Annotated in this window: 24 protein-coding genes; 11 read left to right on the top strand and 13 right to left on the bottom strand. The window is 71.0% G+C overall.

All coding sequences use genetic code 11. The features are described from left to right. Window positions 1–59 precede the first annotated feature (59 nt). Window positions 60–698: a hypothetical protein gene (locus WMF34_RS07780; protein WP_231864738.1), complete on the top strand. Its 639-nt coding sequence runs from the start codon at window positions 60–62 to the stop codon at window positions 696–698. Between the two features lie 87 nt (window positions 699–785). Here the strand turns inward: WMF34_RS07780 and WMF34_RS07775 are convergent, their stop codons facing one another. Then, on the bottom strand, window positions 786–2,381 hold the full coding sequence (locus tag WMF34_RS07775) for an MATE family efflux transporter (RefSeq protein ID WP_437992880.1): 1,596 nt from the start codon (window positions 2,379–2,381) through the stop codon (window positions 786–788). 180 nt (window positions 2,382–2,561) lie between these two features. Between WMF34_RS07775 and WMF34_RS07770 the strand changes: the two genes are divergently transcribed. Then, window positions 2,562–4,037 carry a carboxypeptidase regulatory-like domain-containing protein gene (locus tag WMF34_RS07770; protein WP_437992879.1) on the top strand — a complete coding sequence of 492 codons (1,476 nt, stop codon included), beginning with the start codon at window positions 2,562–2,564 and terminating at the stop codon, window positions 4,035–4,037. Between the two features lie 454 nt (window positions 4,038–4,491). Here WMF34_RS07770 and WMF34_RS07765 read toward each other — a convergent pair whose 3' ends face one another. Next, entirely contained in the window at window positions 4,492–4,866 is a 375-nt protein-coding gene (locus tag WMF34_RS07765) for a hypothetical protein (protein WP_231864736.1), read from the bottom strand. Here WMF34_RS07765 and WMF34_RS07760 point away from each other — a divergent pair. Next, window positions 4,859–5,761: a glycoside hydrolase family 5 protein gene (locus tag WMF34_RS07760; protein WP_231864735.1), complete on the top strand. Its 903-nt coding sequence runs from the start codon at window positions 4,859–4,861 to the stop codon at window positions 5,759–5,761. The genes WMF34_RS07765 and WMF34_RS07760 overlap by 8 nt on opposite strands. Before the next feature lie 545 nt (window positions 5,762–6,306). Here the strand turns inward: WMF34_RS07760 and WMF34_RS07755 are convergent. From WMF34_RS07755 to WMF34_RS07720, 8 genes are all read right to left on the bottom strand, one after another. Continuing rightward, a complete protein-coding gene (locus WMF34_RS07755; RefSeq protein WP_012234102.1) occupies window positions 6,307–7,980 on the bottom strand; it encodes an AMP-binding protein in 1,674 nt (557 codons plus the stop codon). Then, complete coding sequence (locus tag WMF34_RS07750) at window positions 7,977–8,921, bottom strand: SAM-dependent methyltransferase (protein WP_012234101.1); 945 nt, start codon at window positions 8,919–8,921, stop codon at window positions 7,977–7,979. Before WMF34_RS07750 ends, WMF34_RS07755 begins: the two co-directional genes overlap by 4 nt. Next, window positions 8,918–9,244 (bottom strand): acyl carrier protein, encoded by a 327-nt coding sequence (locus WMF34_RS07745; protein ID WP_049876196.1) that lies wholly within the window; start codon window positions 9,242–9,244, stop codon window positions 8,918–8,920. The genes WMF34_RS07750 and WMF34_RS07745 overlap by 4 nt, the downstream gene beginning before the upstream one ends. A gap of 262 nt (window positions 9,245–9,506) precedes the next feature. Continuing rightward, the gene (locus WMF34_RS07740; RefSeq protein ID WP_012234099.1) at window positions 9,507–10,511 is read right to left on the bottom strand and encodes a hypothetical protein; all 1,005 of its coding nucleotides are present in this window, start codon (window positions 10,509–10,511) and stop codon (window positions 9,507–9,509) included. A 153-nt stretch (window positions 10,512–10,664) separates the two neighbouring features. Next, entirely contained in the window at window positions 10,665–11,729 is a 1,065-nt protein-coding gene (locus WMF34_RS07735; protein ID WP_012234098.1) for a polysaccharide deacetylase family protein, read from the bottom strand. After that, entirely contained in the window at window positions 11,722–12,570 is an 849-nt protein-coding gene (locus WMF34_RS07730) for a class I SAM-dependent methyltransferase (protein WP_044964277.1), read from the bottom strand. The genes WMF34_RS07735 and WMF34_RS07730 overlap by 8 nt, the downstream gene beginning before the upstream one ends. 11 nt (window positions 12,571–12,581) lie before the next feature. Continuing rightward, window positions 12,582–13,346 carry a class I SAM-dependent methyltransferase gene (locus tag WMF34_RS07725; protein WP_437744946.1) on the bottom strand — a complete coding sequence of 255 codons (765 nt, stop codon included), beginning with the start codon at window positions 13,344–13,346 and terminating at the stop codon, window positions 12,582–12,584. Window positions 13,347–13,650: 304 nt separating this feature from the next. Beyond that, a complete protein-coding gene (locus WMF34_RS07720) occupies window positions 13,651–14,640 on the bottom strand; it encodes a transaldolase (protein WP_437992878.1) in 990 nt (329 codons plus the stop codon). Window positions 14,641–14,753: 113 nt separating this feature from the next. On the opposite strand from WMF34_RS07720, the gene WMF34_RS07715 reads away from it, so the two are divergent. Continuing rightward, window positions 14,754–16,718 carry a MutS family DNA mismatch repair protein gene (locus WMF34_RS07715; protein ID WP_437992877.1) on the top strand — a complete coding sequence of 655 codons (1,965 nt, stop codon included), beginning with the start codon at window positions 14,754–14,756 and terminating at the stop codon, window positions 16,716–16,718. Window positions 16,719–16,841: 123 nt separating this feature from the next. Here the strand turns inward: WMF34_RS07715 and WMF34_RS07710 are convergent, their stop codons facing one another. Next, the gene (locus WMF34_RS07710; RefSeq protein WP_437992876.1) at window positions 16,842–17,768 is read right to left on the bottom strand and encodes an alpha/beta fold hydrolase; all 927 of its coding nucleotides are present in this window, start codon (window positions 17,766–17,768) and stop codon (window positions 16,842–16,844) included. 152 nt (window positions 17,769–17,920) lie between these two features. On the opposite strand from WMF34_RS07710, the gene WMF34_RS07705 reads away from it, so the two are divergent. Then, entirely contained in the window at window positions 17,921–18,412 is a 492-nt protein-coding gene (locus WMF34_RS07705; protein ID WP_157906513.1) for an LEA type 2 family protein, read from the top strand. Between the two features lie 51 nt (window positions 18,413–18,463). Here the strand turns inward: WMF34_RS07705 and WMF34_RS07700 are convergent, their stop codons facing one another. Together WMF34_RS07700 and WMF34_RS07695 are read right to left on the bottom strand one after the other, a co-directional pair. Next, a complete protein-coding gene (locus WMF34_RS07700) occupies window positions 18,464–19,171 on the bottom strand; it encodes a nucleotidyl transferase AbiEii/AbiGii toxin family protein (RefSeq protein WP_157906512.1) in 708 nt (235 codons plus the stop codon). Continuing rightward, on the bottom strand, window positions 19,137–19,334 hold the full coding sequence (locus tag WMF34_RS07695) for a hypothetical protein (protein ID WP_044964272.1): 198 nt from the start codon (window positions 19,332–19,334) through the stop codon (window positions 19,137–19,139). Before WMF34_RS07695 ends, WMF34_RS07700 begins: the two co-directional genes overlap by 35 nt. A gap of 332 nt (window positions 19,335–19,666) precedes the next feature. Between WMF34_RS07695 and WMF34_RS07690 the strand changes: the two genes are divergently transcribed. The 6 genes from WMF34_RS07690 to WMF34_RS07665 all read left to right on the top strand — a co-directional run bounded on the left by WMF34_RS07690 (window position 19,667) and on the right by WMF34_RS07665 (window position 24,556). After that, a complete protein-coding gene (locus tag WMF34_RS07690; protein WP_044968017.1) occupies window positions 19,667–19,954 on the top strand; it encodes a hypothetical protein in 288 nt (95 codons plus the stop codon). A gap of 16 nt (window positions 19,955–19,970) precedes the next feature. Continuing rightward, window positions 19,971–20,852 (top strand): galactose mutarotase, encoded by an 882-nt coding sequence (locus WMF34_RS07685; RefSeq protein WP_437992875.1) that lies wholly within the window; start codon window positions 19,971–19,973, stop codon window positions 20,850–20,852. Window positions 20,853–20,977: 125 nt separating this feature from the next. Next, window positions 20,978–22,153 (top strand): polysaccharide lyase, encoded by a 1,176-nt coding sequence (locus tag WMF34_RS07680; protein WP_012234088.1) that lies wholly within the window; start codon window positions 20,978–20,980, stop codon window positions 22,151–22,153. Between the two features lie 156 nt (window positions 22,154–22,309). Continuing rightward, window positions 22,310–22,675, top strand: coding sequence for a DUF2089 domain-containing protein (locus WMF34_RS07675; RefSeq protein ID WP_012234087.1), 366 nt, complete (start codon window positions 22,310–22,312; stop codon window positions 22,673–22,675). Continuing rightward, entirely contained in the window at window positions 22,672–23,325 is a 654-nt protein-coding gene (locus tag WMF34_RS07670) for a YIP1 family protein (RefSeq protein ID WP_012234086.1), read from the top strand. The genes WMF34_RS07675 and WMF34_RS07670 overlap by 4 nt, the downstream gene beginning before the upstream one ends. A 127-nt stretch (window positions 23,326–23,452) precedes the next feature. Next, window positions 23,453–24,556: an alpha/beta hydrolase gene (locus WMF34_RS07665; RefSeq protein WP_012234085.1), complete on the top strand. Its 1,104-nt coding sequence runs from the start codon at window positions 23,453–23,455 to the stop codon at window positions 24,554–24,556. Window positions 24,557–24,564 lie beyond the last annotated feature (8 nt).

Here is a 24,564-nt window from a genome sequence, read left to right as displayed (position 1 = left end):
AAAGGGCGCAGCGGTGCTGCACATGTCACAGTCGCGTCGCAATGGCGCGATCCGTCCGTGTGCGCAACCTCGCAAAATCTCTGAATATTTCAGAAACCGATCTGCTCCTCTGGCTCGCGGAGCATGCGCCAGCGACGGAGCTCCGCCACCCCGCGGACTTCCTTCCGGCAGAGCTCGCTGGCCAGGCGCAGCAGGCGCTCGGTCGCCGCCCGCCGCCAGCGCCGGCGGAGGAGCGGGTCGAGCGCCGCTGCGCCGAGTGCGTGAAGCTCCCGGCGAAGGCCGGGCTCCGCGTGGTCGAGGTCGGCGCCGACGCCGTCTGCGACCTCTGCGGCAGCTCGGCGAACAAGCGGGCAGCGCTGGCGATGATCGGCGCGTTCCACGCGCGCGGCCTGCGGAGGCTGCTCGTGGTCGGCGGCGGGCCAGGCACATCCGAGGACCTGCGGCAGCTGCTCGCGGGTGAGGTCGAGATCCGCATCGTGGACGGAGAGGGTCACCGCAATGCGGCGAAGGCCGACGCCGATCTCCGCTGGGCCGACGTGGTCGCGGTCTGGAGCTCGACGATCCTCTCGCACAAGGTGTCGAAGCTCTACACCGATCAGCGCGCCAGCTTCCGCGACAAGCTCGTCACCGTCCCGAGGCGCGGCGTGGCCGCGCTGTGCATGGCCGTCACCGAGAAGGTGAGCGCGCCGGCGGGATGACGGGCGCCCGGCCTCCCGGCCGCCTTCCGCCGGGCGGCGCTTCACCCTTGCTCGGGGCGGTTGTTCGGCAAGCGTGAGCGCGAGCGCTCACGCGGGGCGGCTGCTCAGCCGCACCCGGCGGAAGGTGCGCCGCGCGTGGGGCACCCAGCCGTGGAAGTGCCAGCGCGCGGCCATGACCAGCCCGCGGACCCACTCGTCGGCGGCGTAGGCGACCCAGACGCCGGCGAGCCCCCAGCCGAGGTGGACGCCGAGCAGCCAGGACAGCCCGACGGCCACGGCGAACATCGAGAAGACGCCGAACCCGACCGGGAAGCGGGCGTCGCCGGTGGCGCGGAGCCCGTTGATGACGACCAGGTTGAGCGTGCGGCCCGGCTCGACGAGGAGGGTCAGCCACAGCAGCCGGGAGCCGGTGGCGATCACCTCGGGATCGCGCGAGAAGAGGCCGAGCAGGTGGGGGCCGAGCAGCGCGGTGGCGAGCACCAGGCTCACGCACACGCAGAACCCGATCGCCAGGCCGCCGCGCACCAGCCGATCGGCGCCCTGCAGATCGCCGGCGCCGATGTGGTGTCCGACCACGATCTCGGTCCCGAAGCCGATCGCCATGCCGAACAGGAGCAGAAAGTGCATGATCTGCATCGTGTACGTATGGGTGGTGAGCGCCGTCTGGCCCATGTTGGCGACCATCGCGAGGATGATCATGAAGCTGATGCGATAGACCACGTTCTCGCCCGCCCCCGGAAGGCCGATGTGCAGCATCTCGCGCAGGCGATCGGGGCGAATGCGCCAGAAATCCTCGAAGGTCGGGCGGATGCCGAGGCGCGAGATCCAGAGCTGCCGGTGCATCCAGAACGAGAGCGCGCGCCCGACCACCGCGGCGAGCGCGAGCCCCATCATGCCGAGCCCCGGAGCCCCGGCGACACCGAACATGAGCGGCAGGCTGAGCGCGAGCTGCACGACGTACATGACGACGATGAGGCGCAGCGTGTCGCGGGTGTAGGTGTGCGCGCGCAGCACCGAGCCCATCGAGAAATTCACCGCGTCGAACGCCAGCATCACGCCGACGGCGATCAGGTAAGGCTCCGCGATCGGGAACAGGGATGGCGGCAGGCGCATCAGCTCGAGCAGCGGCCTCGCGCCGATCGCGATGACGGCGAAGCTGAAGACGCCGAGCCAGAGATTGGCCGCGAGCGACGCCCGCGCGACCTGCTCCGCCCCGGCGCGGTCCCGCGCGCCGAGATACTGGGTCACGACCACGCTCGCGCCGACGCTGACGAAGCGAAAGGTGATCATGAAGGTCAACATGATCTGGTTGGACAGCCCGTACGCGGCGGCGGCCTCGTCCGAGAGGCGGCTGACCAGCCATACGCCGAACACGCCGACGAGCATGTGCAGCAGGTTCTCGCTGAAGATGGGCCAGGTGATCTCCAGCAAACGCGGGCGAGGGAGAGCGGGGGCAGGTAGGACCGATTGCAAAGCGCCGCATCCTACTCTGCCGAGGGGCATCTCGCCATGACGGAACACGGCCACACGGGCGCCGTCTCGCGGTCTCGCGCGCGGCCGCGGGGCGCGGTGGTACGCGGAACGAAGGTTGGTGCCGCTGTCGCCTGTCTCCTCACGGTCCGCTCGATCGCACGGAAACCTAGCGAGGCAGAGCGAAGCCGAGCGAAACCGAGCGAGTGACACCCGACTGCCCCGCGCCGCCCCCGGCGGCGCAGACGGGGAAGAGGGCTTCCGTCGACGCACGCAGCAGCGTGTTCTCGCTCGCATCCTTGCATGGTTGTCCCTTCCCGTATCCTCGCGTATCGATTACTCTTGGAATGGGCGGAACAGGGCACGCTCGCCTCTCTGCGCCTGGAGGATCGAATGGGGATAGTGCATGGCAGCGCCCGATGGCTCCTGGCCGCGGCGGCCATGGCCCCGGCTGTCGCTGGCGGATGCTCCTGCGGCGATTCCGGCGGGACGATCGGCGCCACGTCCGGAGGCGGCGCCGACCAGAGCGCGGGGGGTGGCGGCTCCGGGGGAATCCCCTTCCTGGCGGGGAGCGGCGGGTCAGGGGTCACGAGCGGCGGGTGCGAAGGGCTCGAGTGCCAGCAGATCGCCTGTCCAGGCGGCGGCACGACCACCGTGAGCGGCACCGTGTACGAGCCCGCGGGCAAACTCCCGCTGTACAACGTCACGGTGTACGTCCCGAACAGGGAGCTTGAGCCCATCACCGACGGGGCGAGCTGCGATCGGTGCGATGTGACGCTCTCCGGCGATCCGATCGCGACCGCGCTGACGGACACGAACGGGCGCTTCGTGCTGGAGAACGTGCCCGTCGGGGTGGATATCCCGCTGGTCGTCCAGCTCGGCAAATGGCGGCGCCAGATCACGCTGCCGAAGGTCGAGGGGTGCGTCGACAACCCGACCGTGGACAGGACGGTCCGCCTGCCGCGCAGCAAGGCGGAGGGCCACCTCCCGAAGATCGCGCTGACGACCGGCGGCTCGGACGTGCTGGAGTGCCTGCTGTACAAGATGGGAATCGACGCGTCGGAGTTCACGCCGGAGGCGGGCGACGGGCGGGTGAACCTGTTCGCCGGGCGCGCCATCGAGGGCGACAGCGCGACGAGCAGGTACCGAGACGGCCTGAACGACGGCGCCCCCTTCTCCCTCGCGCGCGAGTTCTGGGGCTCGCTCGATACGCTGCGTCGATACGACATGGTGATCCTGTCGTGCGAAGGCTCCGAGTTCGGGGACGACAAGCCGGAGACCGCGCTGCGAGCGATGTTCGACTACGCCTCCGCGGGAGGCCGCGTGTTCGCGTCGCACTGGCACAACACCTGGCTCCGGCTCGGGCCGGAGCGGTTCCCGGAGACGGCCGAATGGGACGAGGAGAGCGATCCCGACGACGGGCTCCCCGTGCTCGTCGACACCACGTTCCCGAAGGGCCTGGCGCTCCGGGACTGGCTCGCCAACGTGGGCGCGTCGACCGTGCCCGGGCAGATCGAGATCGACGATCCGCAGCACTGGGTCGACTCGGTGAACGAGGAGATCGCGACGCGGTGGCTCTACAACGAGGCCAACACCGATTTCGACGCGCCCGCGGGGGTCAAATACTTCACGTTCAACACGCCCATCGGCGCGCCGGAAGAAGCGCAGTGCGGCAGGTTCGTGTACACGGACATCCACGTGGCGGCGAGCGACGTCGCCGGGGCGCCGTTCCCGAGCGGCTGTGAAGGCCGCGACGGGGCGATGCATGAGCTGACCCCCCAGGAGAAGGCGCTGCTCTTCATGCTGTTCGACCTGTCCGCCTGCATCGCGCCGGACGACGAGCCGCCGCCAGTGCCGGTGCCGACGTGACGAGCGCCTCGACGGCGCGGCGAGACGAGCCGGGCGCGGCGCTCGAGGCTTGACATCCCGGGGGGCGGTCGCTCGCAATTTCCTGAGCAATATTGACGCCCTGCGCATGGATAGGCGGTTGCCCAGGGTGGTCACCCGACCACCAAGGGGAACACCGTAGCCTGCGTGGACCCGCGCGGCGCAGCCCCCCGCGCAGACCAGAGACGCAGCGCAGCAGCTTCCGCATCACGGGCTCCGCCAACTGGCATATTTTTTGCGAAATTTCTGTTGCCTGCACACCACGGCTCCCTCGGATCGGCGCCCGTGAAGGCTTCGCCTCACGGTCTCGCTGGAGACCACCGGCCGCAGTTGTCACCTGCGCGCACCGATACTGTATTTTGCCATACAAAAGGCGTGGATTTCATCCCTTGGTCAGAGGCACGCGGAGGGCTTGCCATGGCGCTGAACTGCCCTTCTAATGCCGCGCCATCCGGATACTTCTCTTGGAGGACATGATGAAAAGAGTTTTGCTTCGCGGTGTGCTTGGCAGGTCGAAGTGGTCATTCGGCCTTGCAGTGGTTGCGTTGCAAGCCACCGTGCTGATCGGCTGCGGTGACGCGGGGACGGACGACGGGGTGGGCGGCGCGGGCGGCGGCGGCGGGGCGACCTCCGCGAGCGCGACGACCTCGAGCGCCTCGACGACCTCCGCGGGCGCGACGACCTCGAGCGCCTCGACGACCTCCGCGAGCGCGACGACCTCGAGCGCCTCGACGACCTCGAGCGCCTCGACGACCTCGGCGACGACATCGGCCTCGTCCACGACGAGCGCGAGCACCGGGGGGGTGCCCACGGACGGCACGCCGGTCGAGCGTCATGGCCGGCTCCGGGTCATGAACGGCAACATCGTCGGCGAGCACGGGTCCCCGGTCCAGCTCAAGGGTATGAGCCTGTTCTGGAGCCAGTGGAGCAACTACTACAACGGCAATGTCGTCAACTCGCTCGCGGACAACTGGGAGTCGACCGTCGTCCGCGCCGCCATGGGCATCGAGGGCGAAGACGGGTACCTCCAGGACGCGGGCGCCCAGAAGGCCAAGGCGAAGACCATCGCCGACGCGGCGATCGCGAAGGGCATCTACGTCATCCTCGACTGGCACGATCACAACGCGCACCAGCACCTGGACCTGGCGAAGAGCTACTTCCGCGAGGTGGCGCAGGCCTACAAGAACACGCCCAACGTCATCTTCGAGGTCTTCAACGAGCCCCTCAACACGAACACCTGGCCCGCGGTGAAGTCCTACGCCGAGGCGGTGATCTCCGAGATCCGCGGCCAGGGCGCGAACAACCTGGTCATCGTCGGCTCGCCGAACTGGTCGCAGGACGTCGACATCGCCGCGGACAATCCCCTCAGCGATCAGAACGTGGCGTACACCCTCCACTTCTACGCCAACACGCACAAGGCGTCGCTGCGCGACAAGGCCCAGAAAGCCATCAACAAGAAGCTGGCGCTGTTCGTGACCGAGTGGGGGACCTGCTCCGCCGACGGCAACGGCCAGCTCAACCTTGGCGAGTCGCAGACCTGGCTCGACTTCCTGGACTCGCACAACATCAGCTGGGCCAACTGGTCGCTGGGCGACAAGGCCGAGGCGTGCTCCGCGCTCAGGCCCAACGCAAACCAGATGGGCAACTGGAACGACAACGACCTCACCGAGTCGGGCAAGTGGGTGAAGGCGAAGATCGCAGAGTGATCCCCGTGCGGGTCACCGGCCGCTCGCGCCGGTGACCCGGCCCCGACCGAGGGCGCCGCTCACCCGTGCGCTCGTTTGCTCTCCACGGACAGGGGCCGCCCGGCACAGAAGGGGCATTGATCGTCCGAGCACCAGTCGTCGTCTTCGAGGCCGAGCGCCCGGAGCTGCTCCAGCTCCCACGCGCGCGCCTCGGGCGAAAGCGGGGAGGGACAGGTGGACTTGTGGTCTCGCGGGCTGCTCAACATGGACGGTCCCGTTCGGTTGTGCTCCGGAGAGCGATTCCGGGATCTATCGCGCACCGCCCGGCAGCGCCCGCGAAATCGGCCAATCACCGCCGCGTCCTCCTATATCCGAACGTTTACGTGGACGTAGACGTTTACGTGGACGTGGTCGTGGTCGTGGACGTCAACGATAGGCCGTGAACGAACACGAACACGAACACGCGCACGTGGTCGTGGTCGTGCGCGTGGTCGTGCGCGTGCGCGTGCGCGTGCACGTTTACGCTTACGTTGGCGACGGAGGGTGGAGCGGAGGGCCGGCGCTCTTCAGCGAAGCCCCCCCGCGCGCAGCCGCTCGGCGACCTCCCGGCGTCGCAGCTTGCCGCTCGTCGTCTTGGGCAGCTCGCCCGGCGGAACCAGGACGACCTGGTCGACCGTGACGCCGTTCGCCCGCAGCGCCTCCCGCACGCGCTCCGCGAGGCCGGCGTGCTCGGACGCCTCGGCGCGTGTCTCGGCCACCACATAGACCGACTCGGTCTGGCGCTCCTCGACGAACAGCCCGACCGCGACCACGCACCCGGCCCGGATCCCGTCGACCCGGGCGGCGATCTCCTCGATCACGGCGGGGATCATCGTGTGACCGCCCTTGATGATCACCTCCTTCTTCCGGCCGGTGACGAACAGCGTCCCGCGATCGATGAACCCGAGATCGCCCGTGCGCAGCCACCCGCCCACGAGCGCCTCGGCGGTCGCCTCGGGCTCGTTGAAATAGCCCTCCATCACCGTCTCCGAGCGCACCTCGATCTCCCCCACCGTGCGCTCCGGGACGGGGCTGCGCTGGGCGTCCACGATCCGGATCTCCGTGTGCGGGATCGGCCTGCCGACGCCGGCGAGCTCCAGCGAGAGGGGGCCAGGCGCGGCCTCCTCGACGCGGCCCTCGCGCTCCAAAAGGCCGCGATCCACCGTGAGGGCGCGCGGCTCGGCGTAGAGGTCGGGGAAGGTCACGGCGACCGTCGCCTCGGCCAGCCCGTAGACGGGGAAGAACGCCTCGACGCGGAAGCCACAAGGCTTGAACGCCTCGGCGAAGCGGCGGAGCAAGGCGGGGGAGATCGGCTCGGCGCCGATCATCGCGCACCGCCACGCGCCGAGATCGAGGCCCGCCTCGACGGCGCGACGGGCGAGGCCGATGCAGATGGCATAAGCGCTCGGCGGCCCGAGCGAGATGACACCCCGGATGCTCGACATCTCCGCGAGCCACGAGAAAGGCCGCGTCCGGAACTCGAGCGGCGAGAGCATGTGAACGGGGAAATCGTTGAAGAGCGGGAAGAGCAGCCCGCCGACGAGGCCCATGTCGTGGTGGAGCGGCAGCCACGAGACGCCCCCCGCGCCCTCGCCGCGCACCGGGAGCCGCTGGCTCATCGCGTCGAGGTGCAGCATCAGCCGCTCGTGCGGGATCACGACGCCGCGCGGGTGCCCGGTGCTGCCGCTCGTGAGCTGGATGAGCGCGGGCCCGGGCGCGCGCTCCGGATCGGGCAGCGAGCCCGCGAGGGGCGCGTCGAGCAGCGGCTCGGCGGCGAGCTGGACGAGATCGTCCGCCCCCTCCTCGCCCTGCGCGAAGCCGAGCAGCGCGGACGAGACAACGAGCGCGCGCGCGCCGACGCGGGCGGCCGTCCTCCGGAGCTCGCCGAGGAATGCCGCCACGTCCGTGAGCCGGTAGGGCACCCCGACCTGGATCGGCACCGCGCCGAGCACCCAGACGCCGAAGAGGCACGGCACCGCCACCTCGACGTCCGTCACGAGCAGGAGCACGCGATCGCCCGGGCGCACCCCCGCCGCGAGCAGGCCCGACGCCGCCGCGCACGCGCGGCGCCAGTACTCCGCCCACGACCACCCGACGAACTCGCCCTGCTGCTTGTGATAGAACCCGAATCGATCCGGCGTCGCCTCGGCCCGCGCCCTGAGCAGGCCCGCGACCGTCCGCGCAGAGAGCCCGCGGCTCACGGCGCGCGCCCCGGCTCGGGCGAGGGCGCGACGCCGAGGCGCTCGCGGCCGCCGCCCTTCGTCGCCACGATCATGTACTCGAGCGCGGTGCGGCGCGCGAAGGAGAGCCGGCCCACGGTCATGTACGTCTGGAGCAGCCGCGAGAAGCCGGGCGCGCGGGCGTCGATCCGGGCGCGGTTCGCGCGCACGTTGTCGATCCACCGGGCGACCGTGTGCACGTACGAGCTCGTGAGATCCTCGACGCGCCGGACATCGAGGCCGGCTTGCTCGATCATCCCGAGCTCCTCGGCCAGCGAGATCAGGCGGCAATAGCCGAGCGCCTCGACGAAGATGTACTGGGTCGCAGAGCTCTCCCGGTCCCCGCGGGCGCGCGCCGGGAAATAACAGTCGGAGATGAGCAGCCTGCCGCCCGGGCGCAGCGCGGCGGCGATCTTCTGGTGGATCCGCTCGCGGTTGTGCATGTGCACGATGCTGCCGACGAACAGCACGGCGTCGAGCGACTCGGGCGCGAGATCGATGTCCTCGATATGAGCGAGGTCGATGCGGACGCGCGAGGCGACGCCCGCCCGGTCGGCGCGGCGGAGCGCCTCCTGCCGCTGCTTGTCGCTCAGCGTGACGCCATGGAAGCTCCCGCCGGTGCGCTCGGCGAGATAGATGAGGTTCGAGCCCCAGCCGCACCCCACGTCGAGGACGCGCTCTCCGGGGTGGATGTCGAGCTCGCGGCGGACCCAGTCGTACTTCCGCTCTTGCGCCGCCTCGAGGCTCTCGGCAGGATCGAGGAAGATGCCCGTCGCGTAGGCCAGGCGGCTGTCGAGGACCATGGAGAATATCTCCGGGTCGTTCTGGTAATGAGCTGCGACCTCCCGCCGCTCGTGCTCCCGCTGCTCCTCGGGCGTCCGGACGGCGGCCTCACGCTCGGCGCGCGTGCGCGGGGCGGTCAAGGCGCCCCTCCCCGGCCGCCTCGCGCCGCGATCTGCGCCTCGACGAAGGCGATGACGTCGCCGACCGTGCTGATCTGCGCCTGATCGGGCGCCGCGAAATCGGGCGCCACGATCTGGAATCGCTCCTCGAGCGCGACGTTGACCTCGATGAGCGCCAGTGAATCCACGCCGAGGCCGCTCTCGAGCGACAGGTCGGGAGTCACGGCATCGACGCTCATCCCACATCGCTCTGCAATGATGGTACGGACCTCTCTGGCGATCTCAGGATCTCCCCCGCCCGCCACCTGCGGCTGCTTCCGAAGCGCCGCCTCGCTCTTGTTCATCGCGCTCTCCAGTCCAGGGTTCGGCGCGCGCGACCATCAGCACGCCAGCGCGATAGATACGCATGCCAGCGCCGGTCACGGCCGTAGCGCGGCGTACCATGATCGCCAGTCGTCGTCCATGGCCGGACGAGCCCGCTCGGCCGCGAGGTCAGCGCGTCGCCGGCGCGCTCGCGAGCCGCGCGCCGGAACCTGCGCGCGACGGACGCGCGACGGACGCGCGAGGCCCTGACGCGGCGCCTCGCCGCGGCCCGGCGCGAGCGGCTCAGTCGCCGAAATCGCCGTCGAACCCGCCGCCGTCATCGACCCCGCCGCCGTCATCACCCCACGGATCGCCGTCATCCGCCGCGTCCCCCTCGTCGCTCGCCGAGAGGTCATCGTCGCCGCCGCGATCCGCGCCGTTCAAGAGGTCAGGATTCTCGGCGGCCTCCTGCGCTGTGCCGAGCATCGTGCCCGCCGGGTTCACGAAGAGGACGTGTGGAGGCGTGAGCATGTGCATGAACGAGGTGATGAGCATCACGTCCAGCATCATCCCCAGCGGGCTGGGTGGGTAATAGACGACGAACGGGTCATAGCCCGGGTGCGTGGGGCCCACGGGAGGCTGCTCGGCGCCCGCGCCGTCGCCAGCCGGCGCGTGCACGACGCGCGCGTCGGCGTGGTGATGCTCCACGCGCGCCTCCGGCATCGTGGCCTTGAGGGCGCCCTCGACCCGCCCGACGAAGGACTCGAACTGCAGCCGCGCCGCCTCGAACAGCGCCGGATCCTTCGCCAGGGGCTCGACGCGGCGGCGGTAGTCCTCCGCGGACTCGCCGGCTCGCGGCTCGAGATCCCGCAGGCGCCCGCCGATGGAGACGAGCCCCGCCGGCTCGTCGTCGGCGTGCTCGGTGCGCGCCCGCGTCTCGATGACCAGGTGCAGCCCCGCCTCCTCGTGCTCGGCGGCGAACCTGAGCTCGCTGAACCCGCGCCCGAACACGGCGGAATGCTCGGACAGCGCGAGCACGAGGTCGGGAAGATCGTCCGGCTTCCCGTCGGTGTCCTGGAAGATGACGGTGTCGTCGATCACGAGCGAGAGGGCGTTCGTGACCCCGAGCTGGACGAGCGCCCTCCGCACCTGATCGACCACGGCGGTGGCCTCGAGCTCGACGCGCACGCGATCGGTGTCGAGATCCACCGTGGCGCCGAAGCTGCGCTTCAGCTTCTCCCAGACGGTGGGGTTGCGCTGGATGATGCTGCCCTTGAGCGAAACGTGGATCTGTCCGATGAGCCGCATACGCGCTACTTAGCACCGCGGCGGCGCGCCATCGTCGACGATGCTCGCGAGCGTGGAGGGCAGCCGGGGCGCGGGCGCCGGGTGAGCGGAAATCGGCCTCGCGCCTCGCGCCGTACGGCGGCGCAGGAGCCCGGCCGCCCCTGGCCGACGGGGCTAGCCGAACGTGAGCCGCTGCGCCACGCGCTTGTACGCCTGCTCGACGACGCGGCGGGCGTGGTGGATCGCGTTGGAGTGGGGGAACTGCAGCGAGGGCGGCGCGCCCTCGTCGACGTCGCGCGCGCCGTGCGTGGAAGACGCCGCGTCCGAGAGCCGGCGCGCGAGGGCGCCCACGGTGTCGACCTCGAAGTCCTTCGAGTTCTCGTCGAGGAAGCGGCAGAGCCCGCGGAGCCGCTCGACGTTGAGCCGGTTCGGGAAGCCGCGGCGCGCCTCCGCCGAGTCGAGGAAATAGAACTCGAACGAGTGCGTCACCAGCGTGACCTCCTTCACACCGAGGGCGCGGTAGCGGAGGAGACAGTGCTTGATCTCGTCGAGGGTCACCGCCGTGATCTGAAGGTGCCTGAAGCGCTTCGTGGGCTCGATGAAGTTCGTGACCGGCAGCTCGTACACCCCCGGCTCGGGCGTCTCGAAGAGGCCGAGCCGCGCGCCCGGATACTGCATCTTGCAGTTCTTGCTGAAGTAGCAGGGGTTGTAGTTGCTGCTCAGCACGAGCCCCGCCCGCTTCATCGCCCGCCAGGTGTCGTTGCTCGCGCCGAAATTGCCGGCGCGGTAGCCGAGCAGCTCGCTCGCCGGGACGCCCGCGCGCACGAGCAGGTCGCGCCCCTCGAGGAGGAGCCGCGTCTGCTCCTCGACCGGGTAGTCGGCGATGTCGTCGGAGACGCGGGGCTCGCCCCGGGTGTGCCAGTCCGCTCGCCGCTGCACGGGGTGCACGTGCAGCTGCACGTCGTGGCCGCGGCTGTGGAGCGCCTGGCACACGCTCGTCAGCCCGTCCATCCCGAAGCTGTACGAGCCGATCGCCTCGACGAAGAACGTCCCGCGCTGGCCGTACGCCTCGAGCTCGCGCATGATGAGCTCGATGCCGAGGGGCTCGCGCTGGTTGACGAAGCGGCCCCAGATCCGGAGGTCGTAGCCCATCGCGGGAGACTTGGTATCGCCCAGGATGCGCTCCTCCGCGCACTCGACGTCCACGGTGATGTATACCCGCGTCCTCCCGTCAGCCATCGCCAGCTCCTCCCTCACCGCGCTTCTGAAGAACCATCGTGATCGTCGGGGACACGCAGCCCACGTGCATCCCGAGCGGGCCGAGCAGCCGGTTCGTCGCCGAGAAGGCCATGAGCCGCGGCCTGGACAGCCCCATCTTGGCCTTCAGGTCGACGATCAGCCGGCCCCGATCCTGCTGCGAGATGTCGACATAGTCGCCGAACCCGCGCCGGAGCTCCCAGGGGAATACGCTGTAGATCGACCTGCCCGGGAACAGCGGGCGCAGCAGCCGAGGCACGTAGTTCATCAGGATACGGCGGCTGTGGCACTCGACCGGCCAGAGGCGGTTGCTCGTGCCCAGGATGACGATGAACCCCCACGGCGCGAGCACCCGATCGATCTCGCGCTGGACGGCCGGCAGGCGCTCGGGCGGGACGTACTCGAGCACGCTGTTGCAGGAGACGAGCTCGAACTCCCGGTCGGCGAACGGCATCGCGGTCGTGTCGGGGACGTGATGAACGCGGATCCGGTCCGACAGCCCGTGGCGCTCGGCGTTCAGCTGCGCCAGCTCGACGTACATGGGGTCGACATCGAGCGCGGTCACCTCGGCGCCCAGGGTCGCGAGCACGACCGCCGTCCCGCCGAAGTGGCAGCCGAACTCGAGCACCTTCTTGCCGCGGACCGACGTGAAGAGGTCGTCGTAGGCGTGGCGGCTGCGGCGCCACTCCCACGTGGCATACCCCCCGACCCAGGGATCGTCGGGATCCCAGCCGTGGCGCCGCGCGCTCTCGCGGAAGCGGTGATCGGCGTCTGCGTCTCGGACAGCCGGCGGGGTGGCGGCGTTCTGGCTCGGCTCGCTCATCGGGGAAGGGTTCAAGCGTCGGCTGTCCCTGCGGGCAGCAGGGGCGCACGGTAGATGGCAAACAGGAAGGGCGAGAACCAGGGGTTCGTCTCGCCGGGGACCACCCGGCGCGCGATCGCCTTGAGGGGCGGGACGACCTTCCAGACGACGCGCCGCGCCAGGAGCGGCGCCTCGTCGTCCAGCCAGAAATCGAAATGGCCGCCCGTGTAGCGGGCCTGGACGATCTCGGCGCCGTTGCGGCGGGCGGCGGCCTCCAGGAACGGCAGGTTCATGATGCGGGTGTTGTGGCCTTTCAGGTTCTTGCGATCGAGCAGCCAGTGGAGCGCCTTCTGCCCGCCGGCGAAGTTCGGCATGCCCACGACCACGGTGCCTCCCGGCTTCACCAGCTCGAAGTGCCGATCCATCACCGCCCCGGCGTCATCGAAGTGCTCGATGAACCCGAAGGAAGCAACGATATCGAACTTCTGCTGGGGCTTCCAGTTGAAGAAATCCCCCTTCTCGATCTTGCCGACCTTGATGCCGCGCTTCCGGATCTCCTGCTCGACGACCTCCGGGTCGCAGGCGTAATCCAGGCCGTACGCCGTGAACCCCAGGCGCCCACAGAAGTCGACGAGGATGCGGCCTGGTGCGCAGCCGATCTCGAAGAACGACAGCCCTTCCCCGCGCGGCAGGAACGGAGCGACGTCGTCGTAGATCTCGCAGCCGCCCCCCAGATCGTCGGTGCCGACGTAGCCCTTCCAGTGGTTCTCCCAGTACTCCTGTGACGTGAGCTTCAACGTCGCCTCCTCGATGCCATCGCGAAAAGGGCGGCTCCATGAGGAGCCTCCCGGAGAACCGCAGTCGACCACGCGCGGCGCGGGCGATCGAATGCCGCCGAGATTCGTCCAGTTTGACGAATCCTAGAGGACGGGGAGGCTCACATGCAAGCCGGCCCTCCGCCTTCTTCCCGCGCCTCCGTTCCTCAACGCAGGCCCACGCAGGCCCACGCAGGCCCACGCACGCGCGGCGCGCGGCGCCCGGGCCAGCTCCCCGGAGCTCCGCCGCGCGTGCCGCGCCCGCGCGTCGCGCATCGTCAGCGCGCTAGGAGGCGGCCCCCTGCTGGAGGCGCTCGCGGAGCAGGACCTCGAGCGAGGCGAGCGCCTTCGCGAAGCCGTCGATGCCCTCGCTCAGCTTGTCGCTCGCCATCCGGTCGGCGGCGTGCATCGCGCGGAACGCCGCCTCATCCATGGGGATCTTCGCGATCTGCAGGGCGCGCGCCGCGTCGGGGTCGAGCTTCCTCGGCAGGTCGCCGCGCGCGGAGGCGAGCTCCGAGAGCAGCTTCGGCGAGATCGTCAGGAGGTCGCAGCCGGCGAGCTCCTTGATCTCGTCGATGTTGCGGAAGCTCGCGCCCATCACCTCGGTCTTGTAGCCGTGCTTCTTGTAGTAGTTGTAGATCTTCGTGACCGAGACGACGCCGGGGTCCTCGGCCGGCGCGTAGCTCGTGCGGCCGGTGTCCTTCAGGTACCAGTCGAGGATGCGCCCGACGAACGGCGAGATGAGCGTCACGCCTGCCTCGGCGCACGCGATCGCCTGGTGCAGCCCGAAGAGCAGCGTGAGGTTGCAGTGGATGCCCTCCTTCTCGAGGACCTCCGCCGCGCGGATGCCCTCCCACGTCGAGGCGATCTTGATGAGGACGCGCTTGCGCGAGACGCCGGCCTCCTCGTAGAGGCGCACGATGCTCCGGCCCTTCTCGATGGTCGCCTGGGTGTCGAAGGAGAGGCGCGCGTCGACCTCGGTCGAGACGCGGCCGGGGATGATCTTCAGGATGCGCAGGCCGAAGTCGACGGCGAGCCGGTCGAACGCGAGGCCCACGACGTCGCCCGGCTCCTTGCCCCGGCCCGCCTCCTTCTGGCCCCAGGCGAGCGCGCCGCTCACGATGTCGGCGTACTCGGGCATCTGGGCCGCCGCCGTGATGAGCGACGGGTTCGTCGTCGCGTCCTGGGGGCGGAATTTCTCGATCGAGTTGATGTCGCCGGTGTCCGCGACGACGACGGTGTACGCCTTGAGGCGCTCCAGCAGGTTCTGGTCCATGGGCGGCATTGTACGAGCAGCCAGCCAGGACGCTTCAAAGCTTTCGTGGCCTTCGTGTGAGGACCCCCCTCCGGCTGGATGCACGGCCGGCGGTGGCCTATGGAGAGGGCCCCGTGGAGCCGCCCCCCAACGCCGTCGCGCAGCACGTCCTGTCCGCCTACGATGATCGCCTCTCGGTCCTGCGCGCCGAGGCCGGCGCGCTCGATCGCCGCTCGAAGACGTTCTCGCTGCTGCGCGGCGTCTCGTTCCTGGCGGCGGCCGTGGCCGGGGGGTACGCGCTCTTCGGCGACGTGCCGCGGTGGGTCACGTACGCCGCCGGGGCGGTGACCGCGGTGTTCCTCGGGCTGCTCGTCGCGCACGCGCGCCTCGTCACCCGGATGACGGAGCTCGAGCAGCGCATCGGCCTCTACGTGCGCGGCAAGCGGCGGGTCGCCGGCGATTTCGCCGATTTCCCGGAGCGCGGCGACCGGTTCGCCGCGCCGGACCACGATTACGCGGGCGATCTCGACGTGTTCGGGCAGGCGTCGCTGTTCCAGCTGCTCAACGTGGCGCAGACGGGCGAGGGCGAGGCCACGCTCGCGGCCTTCCTCGCGGAGCCCGCCCCGGCGACCGCCGTGGCGGCGCGGCAGGAGGCGGTGCGCGAGCTCGCCGGCCTCGGGGCGTTCCGGGAGGATCTCGCGGTGGTGGGCATGCAGGCGGGGGCGCGCGGGCGCGAGGCCGGCCCGCTCATCGCGTGGGCCGAGGCGCCCCCGGCGCTGCTCGGCCCGGAGGCCCGCGCCGGCGGCCTGCCGGTGAGCGCGCTCCTGACCGCGGCGAAGGTGCTCGTGCCGCTGACGCTGGCGCTGCTCGCGGCGCCGCGGTTCATCCCGGCGGAGCAGCTCGGGCTGCTCCGCCACGCCTACCTCCTGCCGCTGGCCGCCCAGATCCTCGTGCTGGTCCTGCTGCGGCCCGCGGTCGAGCCGATCGTCGCCGCGGCCTCGTCGCGCGAGGCGCCGTTCGCCCGGTACCGGCCGATCCTCGCCCGCGTCGAGGAGCAGGCGTTCTCGTCGGCGCTGCTCCGCGAGCTCAAGGCCGAGCTCGCGGGGCCCTCGGGCGCGCTCGCCTCGCGGGAGATGACGGCGCTCGAGAGCCGGGTCGGCTACTCGGACCTGCGCCACAGCGGGCTCGTCCACATCGTCGCCAACCTCTTCCTGCTCTGGGACGTGTGGTGCGCGCTCGCGCTGGAGCGGTGGAAGCTGCGCGCCGGCCGGCACGTGAAGGCGTGGATGCGGACGCTCGGGCACATGGAGGCGCTCGCGAGCCTCGCGACGTTCGCGCACGAGAACCCCGACTACGCGTACCCCGACGTGAAGGACGGCGAGCCGCGCTTCACGGCGGCGGGGCTCGGCCACCCGCTCCTCCCGCGCGACCGGCGGGTGACGAACGACGTCTCGCTGGAGGGCGCGGGCGCCGCGCTGCTCGTGACGGGGTCCAACATGTCGGGCAAGAGCACGCTGCTGCGCGCCGTCGGGGTGAACGCCGCCCTCGCCCTCGCGGGCGCGCCGGTCTGCGCGTCGTCGCTGTCGCTCTCGCCGGTCCGCGTGCGGACGAGCATGCGGATCAAGGACTCGCTCGAGCACGGCGTCTCGCACTTCTACGCCGAGCTGACCCGCCTGAAGCGCGTCGTCGACGGCGCGAACGGCGGCGAGCGGGTGCTGTTCCTGCTCGACGAGATCCTCCACGGCACGAACGCGCGGGAGCGCCAGATCGGGGCGAGGGCGGTCGTGCGACACCTCGTCGCGCGGGGGGCCATCGGCGCGGTGTCGTCCCACGACATGGGGCTCTCCGTGCTCGAGCAGGAGACCGCGGGACGGGTACGCAACATGCACTTCGAGGAGCTCGTGGTCGAGGACAGGATGACCTTCGACTACAAGCTGAAGCCCGGCGTGGTGACGAGCGCGAACGCGCTGCGGCTCATGAAGATCGTCGGGATCGACGTCGATTTCGCGGAGGGCGAGCGGACGGCGACGGCGGCGACCGCGGCGGCGATGGCAGCGACGACCGCGACATCTCGGGGGGCATCGACCAGCTCTGGCTGACCGGGGGGCTCCGCGTCTCCCCGCACGAGCAGATCGCTGACCCGCGCCCTGCTCGAGCGGCACGGCGCGCTCGCCGAGGACGCCTGACGCCGTCGCCCTCGAGCGCGGCGCCGGCGCCGCCCCCTACGCCGCCGGCGCCGCGCTCGAGGACGACGGCGCCGCGCTCGAGGGCGACGGCGCCGCGCCCGGCGACGCCGTCGAGCGCGCCGCCCACGCGAACGCGGCGATCCGCTCGGCGAAGCGGCGCGGGTCGTCGACCTGCGGGCAGTGCCCGATGCCCTCGGGCTCCTCGATCTCCGCGTGCGGGGGGAGGTGCCGCCGGTAGTACTCGAGGTTGGCGCTCGGCATCAGGCGGTCCGAGCGGCCCCAGATCAGCAAGATCGGCATCGAGAGCGCGCCCAGCTGCTCGGGCGTGAACGCGTGCTCGCACCGGGCCGAGCGCCTGAACGAGAGGATGGTCTCGCGCGAGAACGTCCGCACGACGTCGCCGGCGATGAGCGGGGTGAACCACGGGACGCGGTGGTAGAGGCGCGCGAAGAACGCGTGGGCGTCGGCCCGCGACCGCAGGTTGAACACAGCGAGCAGCTCGGCGAGCTCGGCCTGCTCCATGCCGGCGCCGGCCGGCGACGCGAGCACCAGCGCGCGCACGCGGCCCGGCGAGCTCAGCGCGTAGCTCACCGCGACCGCGCCGCCGAGGGAGTTGCCGACGACGATCGCCGGCTCGTCGAGCTCGCGATCGAGCAGCTCGTGCATGGCGGTGGCGAGGCACTCCGGCGTGAACGCCGACGCCGGCGCCGCGCTCCACCCGTGCCCCGGCGACTCCGCGGCGATGACGCGGCGGGCGTGTCCCCGGAGTCGCTGCAGCACCGGCGCGTACGGGAGCGCCGAGGAGCCGATGCCGTGGAGCAGGACCACCGTCGGGAGCGGGCCCGTGCCCGGAGCATCGTAGAGGTGCAGCCGGCAGACCGACGTGTCGACCCAGCGGCTCTGCACCCCGGACCTGTTCAGCGCCTTCTTGGCGAGACGTTCGGCGAGCGGGAGGATGCCCATGCGCCGGGCATAGCAGATCGAAAGGGTTCTTGCGGGGGCGGAAGCGCTGGCGCGCGCGGGGGCTGTCGAGCGATCGGCGGGACGCGGACGAGGCCCGGTGGCGCGCCCGATTTCCGTTGAGCTCCATGGAGATCCGCGCAACATCTCCCGCCGTGCGATCGCCTCTCCTCGCCGCCGCCGTCACCCTTGTCGCGTGCTCGCGCCCCGAGCCGCCGACGCTCAAGCCCGAGCTCGCGACGGTGACCGCCGTCACCGTCCAGGGCATCGATCTGCGGGTCCAGATCCAGGCGTACAACCCGAACAGCATCGATCTCTCGACGCGCTCGATGAAGGCGAGCGTGCTGCTCGACGGCAAGTACGACGTCGGCACGGTCACCGCGCTCACGCCGCTCGATCTGCCCGCGAAGAAGTGGACCCGGATCGAGGCGCCGATCTCGGTGAAGTGGCAGGACCTCACGAGCATCGCCGCGCTGGCGACGCAGAGCCGCGGTATCCCGTACCAGGTGAGCGGCACCGTCGCGATCGGCGGAGAGACGCTCAACGTGGATGTGCCGTTCCGCCTCGCGGGGACGATCACGCACGATCAGCTCGTCACGGCGATCGGCAATTCGCTCCCGGGCCTGCCCCTCCCCGGCCTGCGCTGAGGGGGCGGCCGCGAGCGACGAGCGAGCGAGCCGCCTGAGCGCTCGCGCGCGTCATCGTTCCCGTTCGACCCTCGCCTCGACCACGGCCCTCGCCTCGGGCGTCACGCACAGCGCCTCGAGCGCTCGCGCACGCCACCCAGGCTGGTCGCACAACCTCCGCAGCGCGCGGCTCCACGCGTCCTCAACCGAAGGCCCGTAGGCCCCGCGCGCCTTGTCCCAGGCGGCCTGCGGCAGCCCGCCGAGCACATGCTCGAGCAAGATGAGATCGATGACGTCGCGTGCGAGTGCGGCGTCGTCGAGGAAACGGTCCTCGTTGGCGAGGAGCTTCTCGGCAACGAGATCCTCGTCGGCCAGGCGCGCGACCGGCAGCTCCGGGTCCTCGACCCCGGCGAGTTCGATCCTGCCTTCGCTGACGATCTCGAGCTTGATTGGTGCGCCGCCCACGTCGAGCACGACGCGAATACCGTAGCGATCGGCGCGCAGCTCGCGTCGGACCGCCATGTCGGCGACGAAGAGCCCGCGAACGCCAGCCTCGTAGACGCGCTGCCGCAGCTGCCTGTACCCCTCGCGGGAGGCACAGAGGAAATCGACGTCACGCGAGATGCGAAATTCGTCGCAGCGGAGCGATATCGCTGTCCCGCCCGCAAACCAGCACTCAGACTGCCTGAGCAAGGCTGCATCCAGCGACGTGAGCAGGTCGAGGATCCGTCGGTGCTCGTCGCGCTCAGCCATTGAACACCCCTCGACCGTACCGCGCAACGAGATAGTCGAAGAAGCGCCGCTCGCGCTCGCTCATCGAGGCGCGATCGACCCATTGCCGGTTCGCCTCGTACAGCGCGAGGGCCTCCTCCTCCGTGATTGCGTGATCCTCCCTGTTCCAGAGGAGCAACCGGAGCTGCTCCAGCTCCTCGCCGACGATCATGGCCCAAGGATAGCGGAAGCCGCGGTCGCTGCACTGCTGACAGAGGGCACGCTCGCTGCGCTGCGCCGCCGGCGCCCGCGGCGCAGCGCTGGGCGGCGCGCCGTCCTGCCGAGGGCCCAGCGCGCCCTGCTGCTTCCAGCGTTGTCTCGAGCCCGCAAAGCTTGCAGAATCGCGGCGGAGGAGACGTCCGTGCCCGTTCACGAGGAGCCCCCCGTTCGCGCGCGCCCGCGGTCCGCGCGATCGCGGTCCGCGCGCCCGCGGTCCGCGCGCCCGCGGTCCGCGCGCCCGCGGTCATCAACGCGCTCGTGTCCGCCGCCGGAGAGCGCAGCCCCATGTCCGGCGGCCTGATCTTCCACGACGGCGGCGGGGCCGTCGCGCGCTGCACGCGCTGCGGCGCCGAGGCGGCGGGGCCGTGCGCGCGCTGCGGCGCGCCCGTGTGCGGCGACTGCTGCGTGCTCACGGAGGGCGGCGCGCGCGTCTGGGCGATCTGCCTCGCGTGCGAGGATCGCGGCGGCCGCTCCCTCCGCCGCGGCTGGGCGACCGTCCTCGGGTGGATCGCGCTGCCCATCGCGGCGCTCGCGCTGGTCGTCGGGCTGCTCGCGTGGCTGCAAAGCAACTGAAGAGACCGGAGGAGTCATGTTCAGCGTGAAGGAAGTCGAAGGCGCGATTCCCACCATCGAGCTCGCCGACAGCGACGCCGCGAGCCGCGCGGTGCTGGCCCCGGCCCGCGGCGGCATCCTGACCGAGCTGACCGTCGGCGGCCGCGCGCTGCTCTACCTGGATCGCGGCACGCTCGACGATCGCACCGCCAACGTGCGCGGCGGCAACCCGGTGCTCTTCCCCTCGCCCGGCAAGCTCGCCGGCGACGCCTGGTCCGCCGCCGGCGCGGCGGGCCAGATGCGCCAGCACGGTTTCGCCCGCACCCTGCCGTGGTCGCTCGACGACCATGGCACCCTCGAGTCGGGCGGCGCGTACGCGCGCCTCGTCCTCCGGTCGAGCGAGGCGACGCGCCCGCAGTACCCCTGGGATTTCCGCGCCGAGCTCACCTACACGCTGCGCGGCAGGGCGCTCCGCATCGAGCTGCGCATCACCAACGAGACCGGCGACGGCGCGCCGCCGATGCCGTTCGGCGCCGGGTTTCACCCCTACTTCGCCGTCTCCCAGGCGGACAAGGCCCGCGCCTCGATCGAGACGCGGGCGACGCGCGCGTTCGACAACACAACGAAGCGGGAAGCGCCGTTCTCCGGCTTCGACCTGACCCGGCCCGAGGTCGACCTCCACCTGCTCGACCACGGCTCCACCGAGAGCGCGCTCTCGATCGAGGGCGACCCGGGTGCGCGCATCGCCGTCCGCGGCTCGCCCGAGTTCACCCACTGGGTCGTGTGGACCTTGCAGGGCAAGGACTTCGTCTGCCTCGAGCCCTGGACCTGCCCCGGCAACGCCCTCAACACCGGAGAGCGCCTCATCCACCTCCGGTCGCGCGAGACTCGGGCGCTCTGGATCGAGCTCTCCGCCTGAAGCGATGACGGCCGCGCGCGCGACGCGCCCGCAACGCGCTGGAGAGCCCGAGGAGCCGCGCCGCGTCGGCGGCGGCGCGCGGCTTCCCGGTTGACTGCCGGCCGGAAAACGCGTCGAATCCCGCCATGACTTCTACCGCTCTCCTTACCGCACATCGATCCCTGCTCGCCCCCTCCCGAGCGCTCCTCGCGCGGCGACCTCGCCGCTCGCTCTCCACCCTGGCCGCAGCCGCGCTGGCGACGACGCTCACCGCGGGCGCCTCCGCGGCGCCGGTCTGGACCGGAGACTTCGAGACGGGCAATCTGAACCAGTGGAACACGACCCTGAACGGCGAGCACATCTCCGTGGTGACGTCGCCTGTCCTTCAGGGCACGAGGGCCGGGAGGGTCCAGCTCACCAACGACGCGAGGTGGTCGAACGGCATCAAGCGCGTCGAGCTGAACCACAAGCCGGCCGCCGGGCGCACGGCCGAGGGCGCCCAGACCTACTTCGCCTGGAGCTTCTATCTCCCCGAGGCGCTCGCGGCCGACCCGCCGACGCAGATCGGATACTGGGAGTCCGAAAATAGCTATAGCCAGATGATGTCGTTCGAGGTCGTCGGACAGCACATCAGCTTCGCCACCCGCAAGCCCGACAACAAGGTGCACTGGGAGGCGGACGGCGCGGTGACGCCCGGCGTGTGGCACCGCATCGCGCTGCACATCCGGTGGTCGACGAACCCGAACCAGGGCTCCGTCGACGTGTGGTTCGACGGCAAGCAGGTCGTCACCGGCGGGAAGGCGCAGACGCTCGCCGACAACAACGCGCACTTCACGCAGATCGGCCTGCTGCGCAACCCGTCCGAGTTCACGGACAGCCCCGTCATCGTCCTCGATGACGCCGTGGAGGGGGACACCCTCGAGGACGTCCGCCCCGCGCTGCCCTCCTCCGGGGAAGGCGGCGCCGGTGGCGCGGGCGGCTCCGGCGGCGCAGGCGGCGCGGGCGGTGAAGGCGGCGCGGACGGCTCCGGCGGGAGCGGGAGCACCGGGGCCGCCGGCGGCGGCGCCACAGGCGGCAGCGACGGCGCGGGCGGCGACGTGGCGCCCGGCCCCAGCGCTTCGAGCTCCTCCTCCGCCGCTTCCGGCGCCGGCTCCACCGGCGCGGGGACCGGCGGTACGGACGAGGTGGAGATGGCCGAGGGCGACGATGGCGGCTGCAGCTGCCGCGCCGCCGGCTCGCCCGCGGCCCCCGCGCCCATGGCCCTCGCCGGCCTCGGCCTCATCGCGGCGCTCGCGTCCGCGCGGCGTCGCGGGCGGCGCTGAGCCGTCGCGAGCGGCGCGAGCCGCAGCGCCCCGGGCGGGCCGATGCCGCGCCGAACGCATGACGGGGCGGCTCTTAAACAAAATTGATTTTCGGATCAATTTTCATCACCTCGACATTGACAATATTGACCTCGGTGAGGATAATCCACTCATCCCGTGGCAAGATTTGTCGTCCGATGCCCTAGCTGTGATGGAGAGCTGCGCGCGACGCGGCTCGGCTGCCAGAGCTGCGGAACCAACCTGGACGGTCAGTTCGAGATCCCCGCGCTGCTCCAGCTGTCGCCGGACGATCTCGCCTTCGTGACCGCGTTCGTGCGCTCTTCAGGCAGCCTGAAGGCGATGGCTCAGGTCCTTCAGATCAGCTATCCGACGGTGCGAAATCGCCTCGACGAGATCATTGGCCGGCTCGACGCGCTGGAGCAGGGCATCGCGCGGCGCCGGCACGAGATCCTGGATGCGCTCGAGAAGGGGAGGCTCTCCGCGAAGGAGGCCGAGGAGGCTCTGCGCAAGGTGGGATTATGATGATGACCACGCCCGACGAGAGAGTGCGCGCGCTCGTGCGCGACAACGTCATCAAGCCCGCGGAAGGCGAGCGGCTGCTCGCCACGATGTCGCCGCGGCCTCCCGTGCGCGGATGGCGGCTCGCGCTGAATCCATTCGAGCGCTTCGGCGGCGGGCTCGCCGCCGCGGCGGGGCTCGCCGTCGCCGCGCTGAGCGTCGCCGTCACGAGGCTCGGCGTTCGCTTCGACGGCTTCCTCGACCTGCACGCGGCGCCCGCCGTCATCCCGTACCGGACGGCGCTCCTCGAGCAGGTCGTCGCGTGGCCTTTGCCCGCCCTGCTCTTCTGGACGTATGCGCGGCTCCTGCGGCGCCGCGTGCGGATCATCGACTTTCTCGGTGTGATCGGGCTGTCGCGCGCGCCGCTCGCGCTCGCCGCCGTCGCGCTCGGCCTACTCGCCCCGCGGCTGCCGGCGGGCGCGCCCGCGTTCACCCCCGAGCTGGTTGTCATCGCCGTCCTCGGGACGGTGTGTCTCGTGTGGTCCTTGACGCTCCTCGTCGGGGGCTTCAGGAACGCCTCTGGCCTGCGGGGCGCGCCTCTGATCGCGGGGCTCATCGGCCTCGTGCTCCTGTCGGAGATCCTCTCGAAGGTCGCGCTCGCGCACCTCGGCTGAGTCATCGATCTCCCCGGCGCGCCGCCCCGCTCGCGCGGCGCGCCCTGCGGTGCTCGCGCGACCGCGAGGGCGCACCGGTGCGCCCCGGGCGGCGCTGCACCTCACTCTCATCCTCGGAGGGCTCGTCATGTCATTGCGATCGGTTCTCGTGGTCCCGGCGCGCCGCGCCGCGCTCGCCGTCTCGTGTGCCGCCGCGCTCGCGTCGTCGCCCCTCTGCGCGGGCTGCGGCGCCGGAGAGCGCGCGTCGTCCGCCGGCGGGAGCGGCGCGCTCCCTGACGACACGGACGTGCCTGGCACGGAGACGCCGACAACGCCGAACGCGCCGGAGTGTCCGGCGGCGGTCAGCGCCAGGACCACGATCGAGAACGCGCGAGGCACGCTGGTTGGCACGCTCGTGGTGCCGGCCGGGTGCGGGCCGTTCCCTGCGGTCGTGATCATCCCCGGGTCGGGGCCGACCGACCGGGACGGCAATCAGGTCGCCGCGGGCATCGAGCCGGACACGTACAGGCTCCTCGCGGAAGGGCTCCGGGACAGGGGGATCGCGTCGATCCGCTACGACAAGGCCGGCATCGGCGCGAGCGTCTCCGCGGCCCCCCGGACGGAGCAGGAGATGCTCTTCGAGATGGGCGCCGACGACGCCGGCCTGTGGGTGAAGAAGCTCCGGGCGGACGGGCGCTTCGCGACGATCACGGTGGTGGGGCACAGCGAGGGCTCGCTGCTCGGTATGCTGGTCGCCCGGGAGACCGAGATCGACGGGTTCGTCTCGATCGCCGGCGCGGGCCGGCCCATCGGCGATGTCCTGCGCGATCAGCTCGAGCGCCTCCCGGACGAGGATCGCGAGAGGGCAAACGCGATCCTCGACCAGCTCGAGGCCGGGGAGCTCGTCACGGACATCCCGCAAAGTCAGGTGTTCATGAGCCTGTTTCGGCCGAGCGTGCAGCCGTTCGTCATCTCCTGGATGAAGCACGACCCCGCGGTGGAGCTCGCGGCCGTGACGGCGCCGATCCTCCTCCTGCAAGGGACGACCGATCTCCAGACCAAGGTCGAGGACGCGGAGCGGCTCGCCGGCGCGCGGCCGGACGCGACGCTCGTCATCGTCGAGGGAATGAGCCACACGCTGAAGGAGGCGACGCTGTCGAACGCGTCGCAGGCCGATGCGTACACCGATCCGAGCCTGCCTGTCGTGCCGCGCGTGTTCGAGGCGATCGAGGCGCTGATCCGGGAGGAGTGACGCAGCCC

It is taken from the genome of Sorangium sp. So ce145 (assembly GCF_051525985.1).
Lineage (GTDB): Bacteria > Myxococcota_A > Polyangia > Polyangiales > Polyangiaceae > Sorangium > Sorangium cellulosum_B.
The sequence above is the reverse complement of the archived record's forward strand: the minus strand, read 5'-3'. Positions and strand labels throughout refer to the sequence as shown.

What these genes read in the sequence shown, in the direction of transcription:
- WMF34_RS07770 (WP_437992879.1), top strand. Translation starts at nt 2,562, where the DNA reads ATGGGGATAGTGCATGGCAGCGCCCGATGGCTCCTGGCCGCGGCGGCC.
- WMF34_RS07745 (WP_049876196.1), bottom strand. Translation starts at nt 9,244, where the DNA reads ATGAACAAGAGCGAGGCGGCGCTTCGGAAGCAGCCGCAGGTGGCGGGC.
- WMF34_RS07740 (WP_012234099.1), bottom strand. Translation starts at nt 10,511, where the DNA reads ATGCGGCTCATCGGACAGATCCACGTTTCGCTCAAGGGCAGCATCATC.
- WMF34_RS07735 (WP_012234098.1), bottom strand. Translation starts at nt 11,729, where the DNA reads ATGGCTGACGGGAGGACGCGGGTATACATCACCGTGGACGTCGAGTGC.
- WMF34_RS07730 (WP_044964277.1), bottom strand. Translation starts at nt 12,570, where the DNA reads ATGAGCGAGCCGAGCCAGAACGCCGCCACCCCGCCGGCTGTCCGAGAC.
- WMF34_RS07720 (WP_437992878.1), bottom strand. Translation starts at nt 14,640, where the DNA reads ATGGACCAGAACCTGCTGGAGCGCCTCAAGGCGTACACCGTCGTCGTC.
- WMF34_RS07710 (WP_437992876.1), bottom strand. Translation starts at nt 17,768, where the DNA reads ATGGGCATCCTCCCGCTCGCCGAACGTCTCGCCAAGAAGGCGCTGAAC.
- WMF34_RS07695 (WP_044964272.1), bottom strand. Translation starts at nt 19,334, where the DNA reads ATGATCGTCGGCGAGGAGCTGGAGCAGCTCCGGTTGCTCCTCTGGAAC.
- WMF34_RS07690 (WP_044968017.1), top strand. Translation starts at nt 19,667, where the DNA reads ATGTCCGGCGGCCTGATCTTCCACGACGGCGGCGGGGCCGTCGCGCGC.
- WMF34_RS07685 (WP_437992875.1), top strand. Translation starts at nt 19,971, where the DNA reads ATGTTCAGCGTGAAGGAAGTCGAAGGCGCGATTCCCACCATCGAGCTC.
- WMF34_RS07680 (WP_012234088.1), top strand. Translation starts at nt 20,978, where the DNA reads ATGACTTCTACCGCTCTCCTTACCGCACATCGATCCCTGCTCGCCCCC.
- WMF34_RS07670 (WP_012234086.1), top strand. Translation starts at nt 22,672, where the DNA reads ATGATGATGACCACGCCCGACGAGAGAGTGCGCGCGCTCGTGCGCGAC.
- WMF34_RS07665 (WP_012234085.1), top strand. Translation starts at nt 23,453, where the DNA reads ATGTCATTGCGATCGGTTCTCGTGGTCCCGGCGCGCCGCGCCGCGCTC.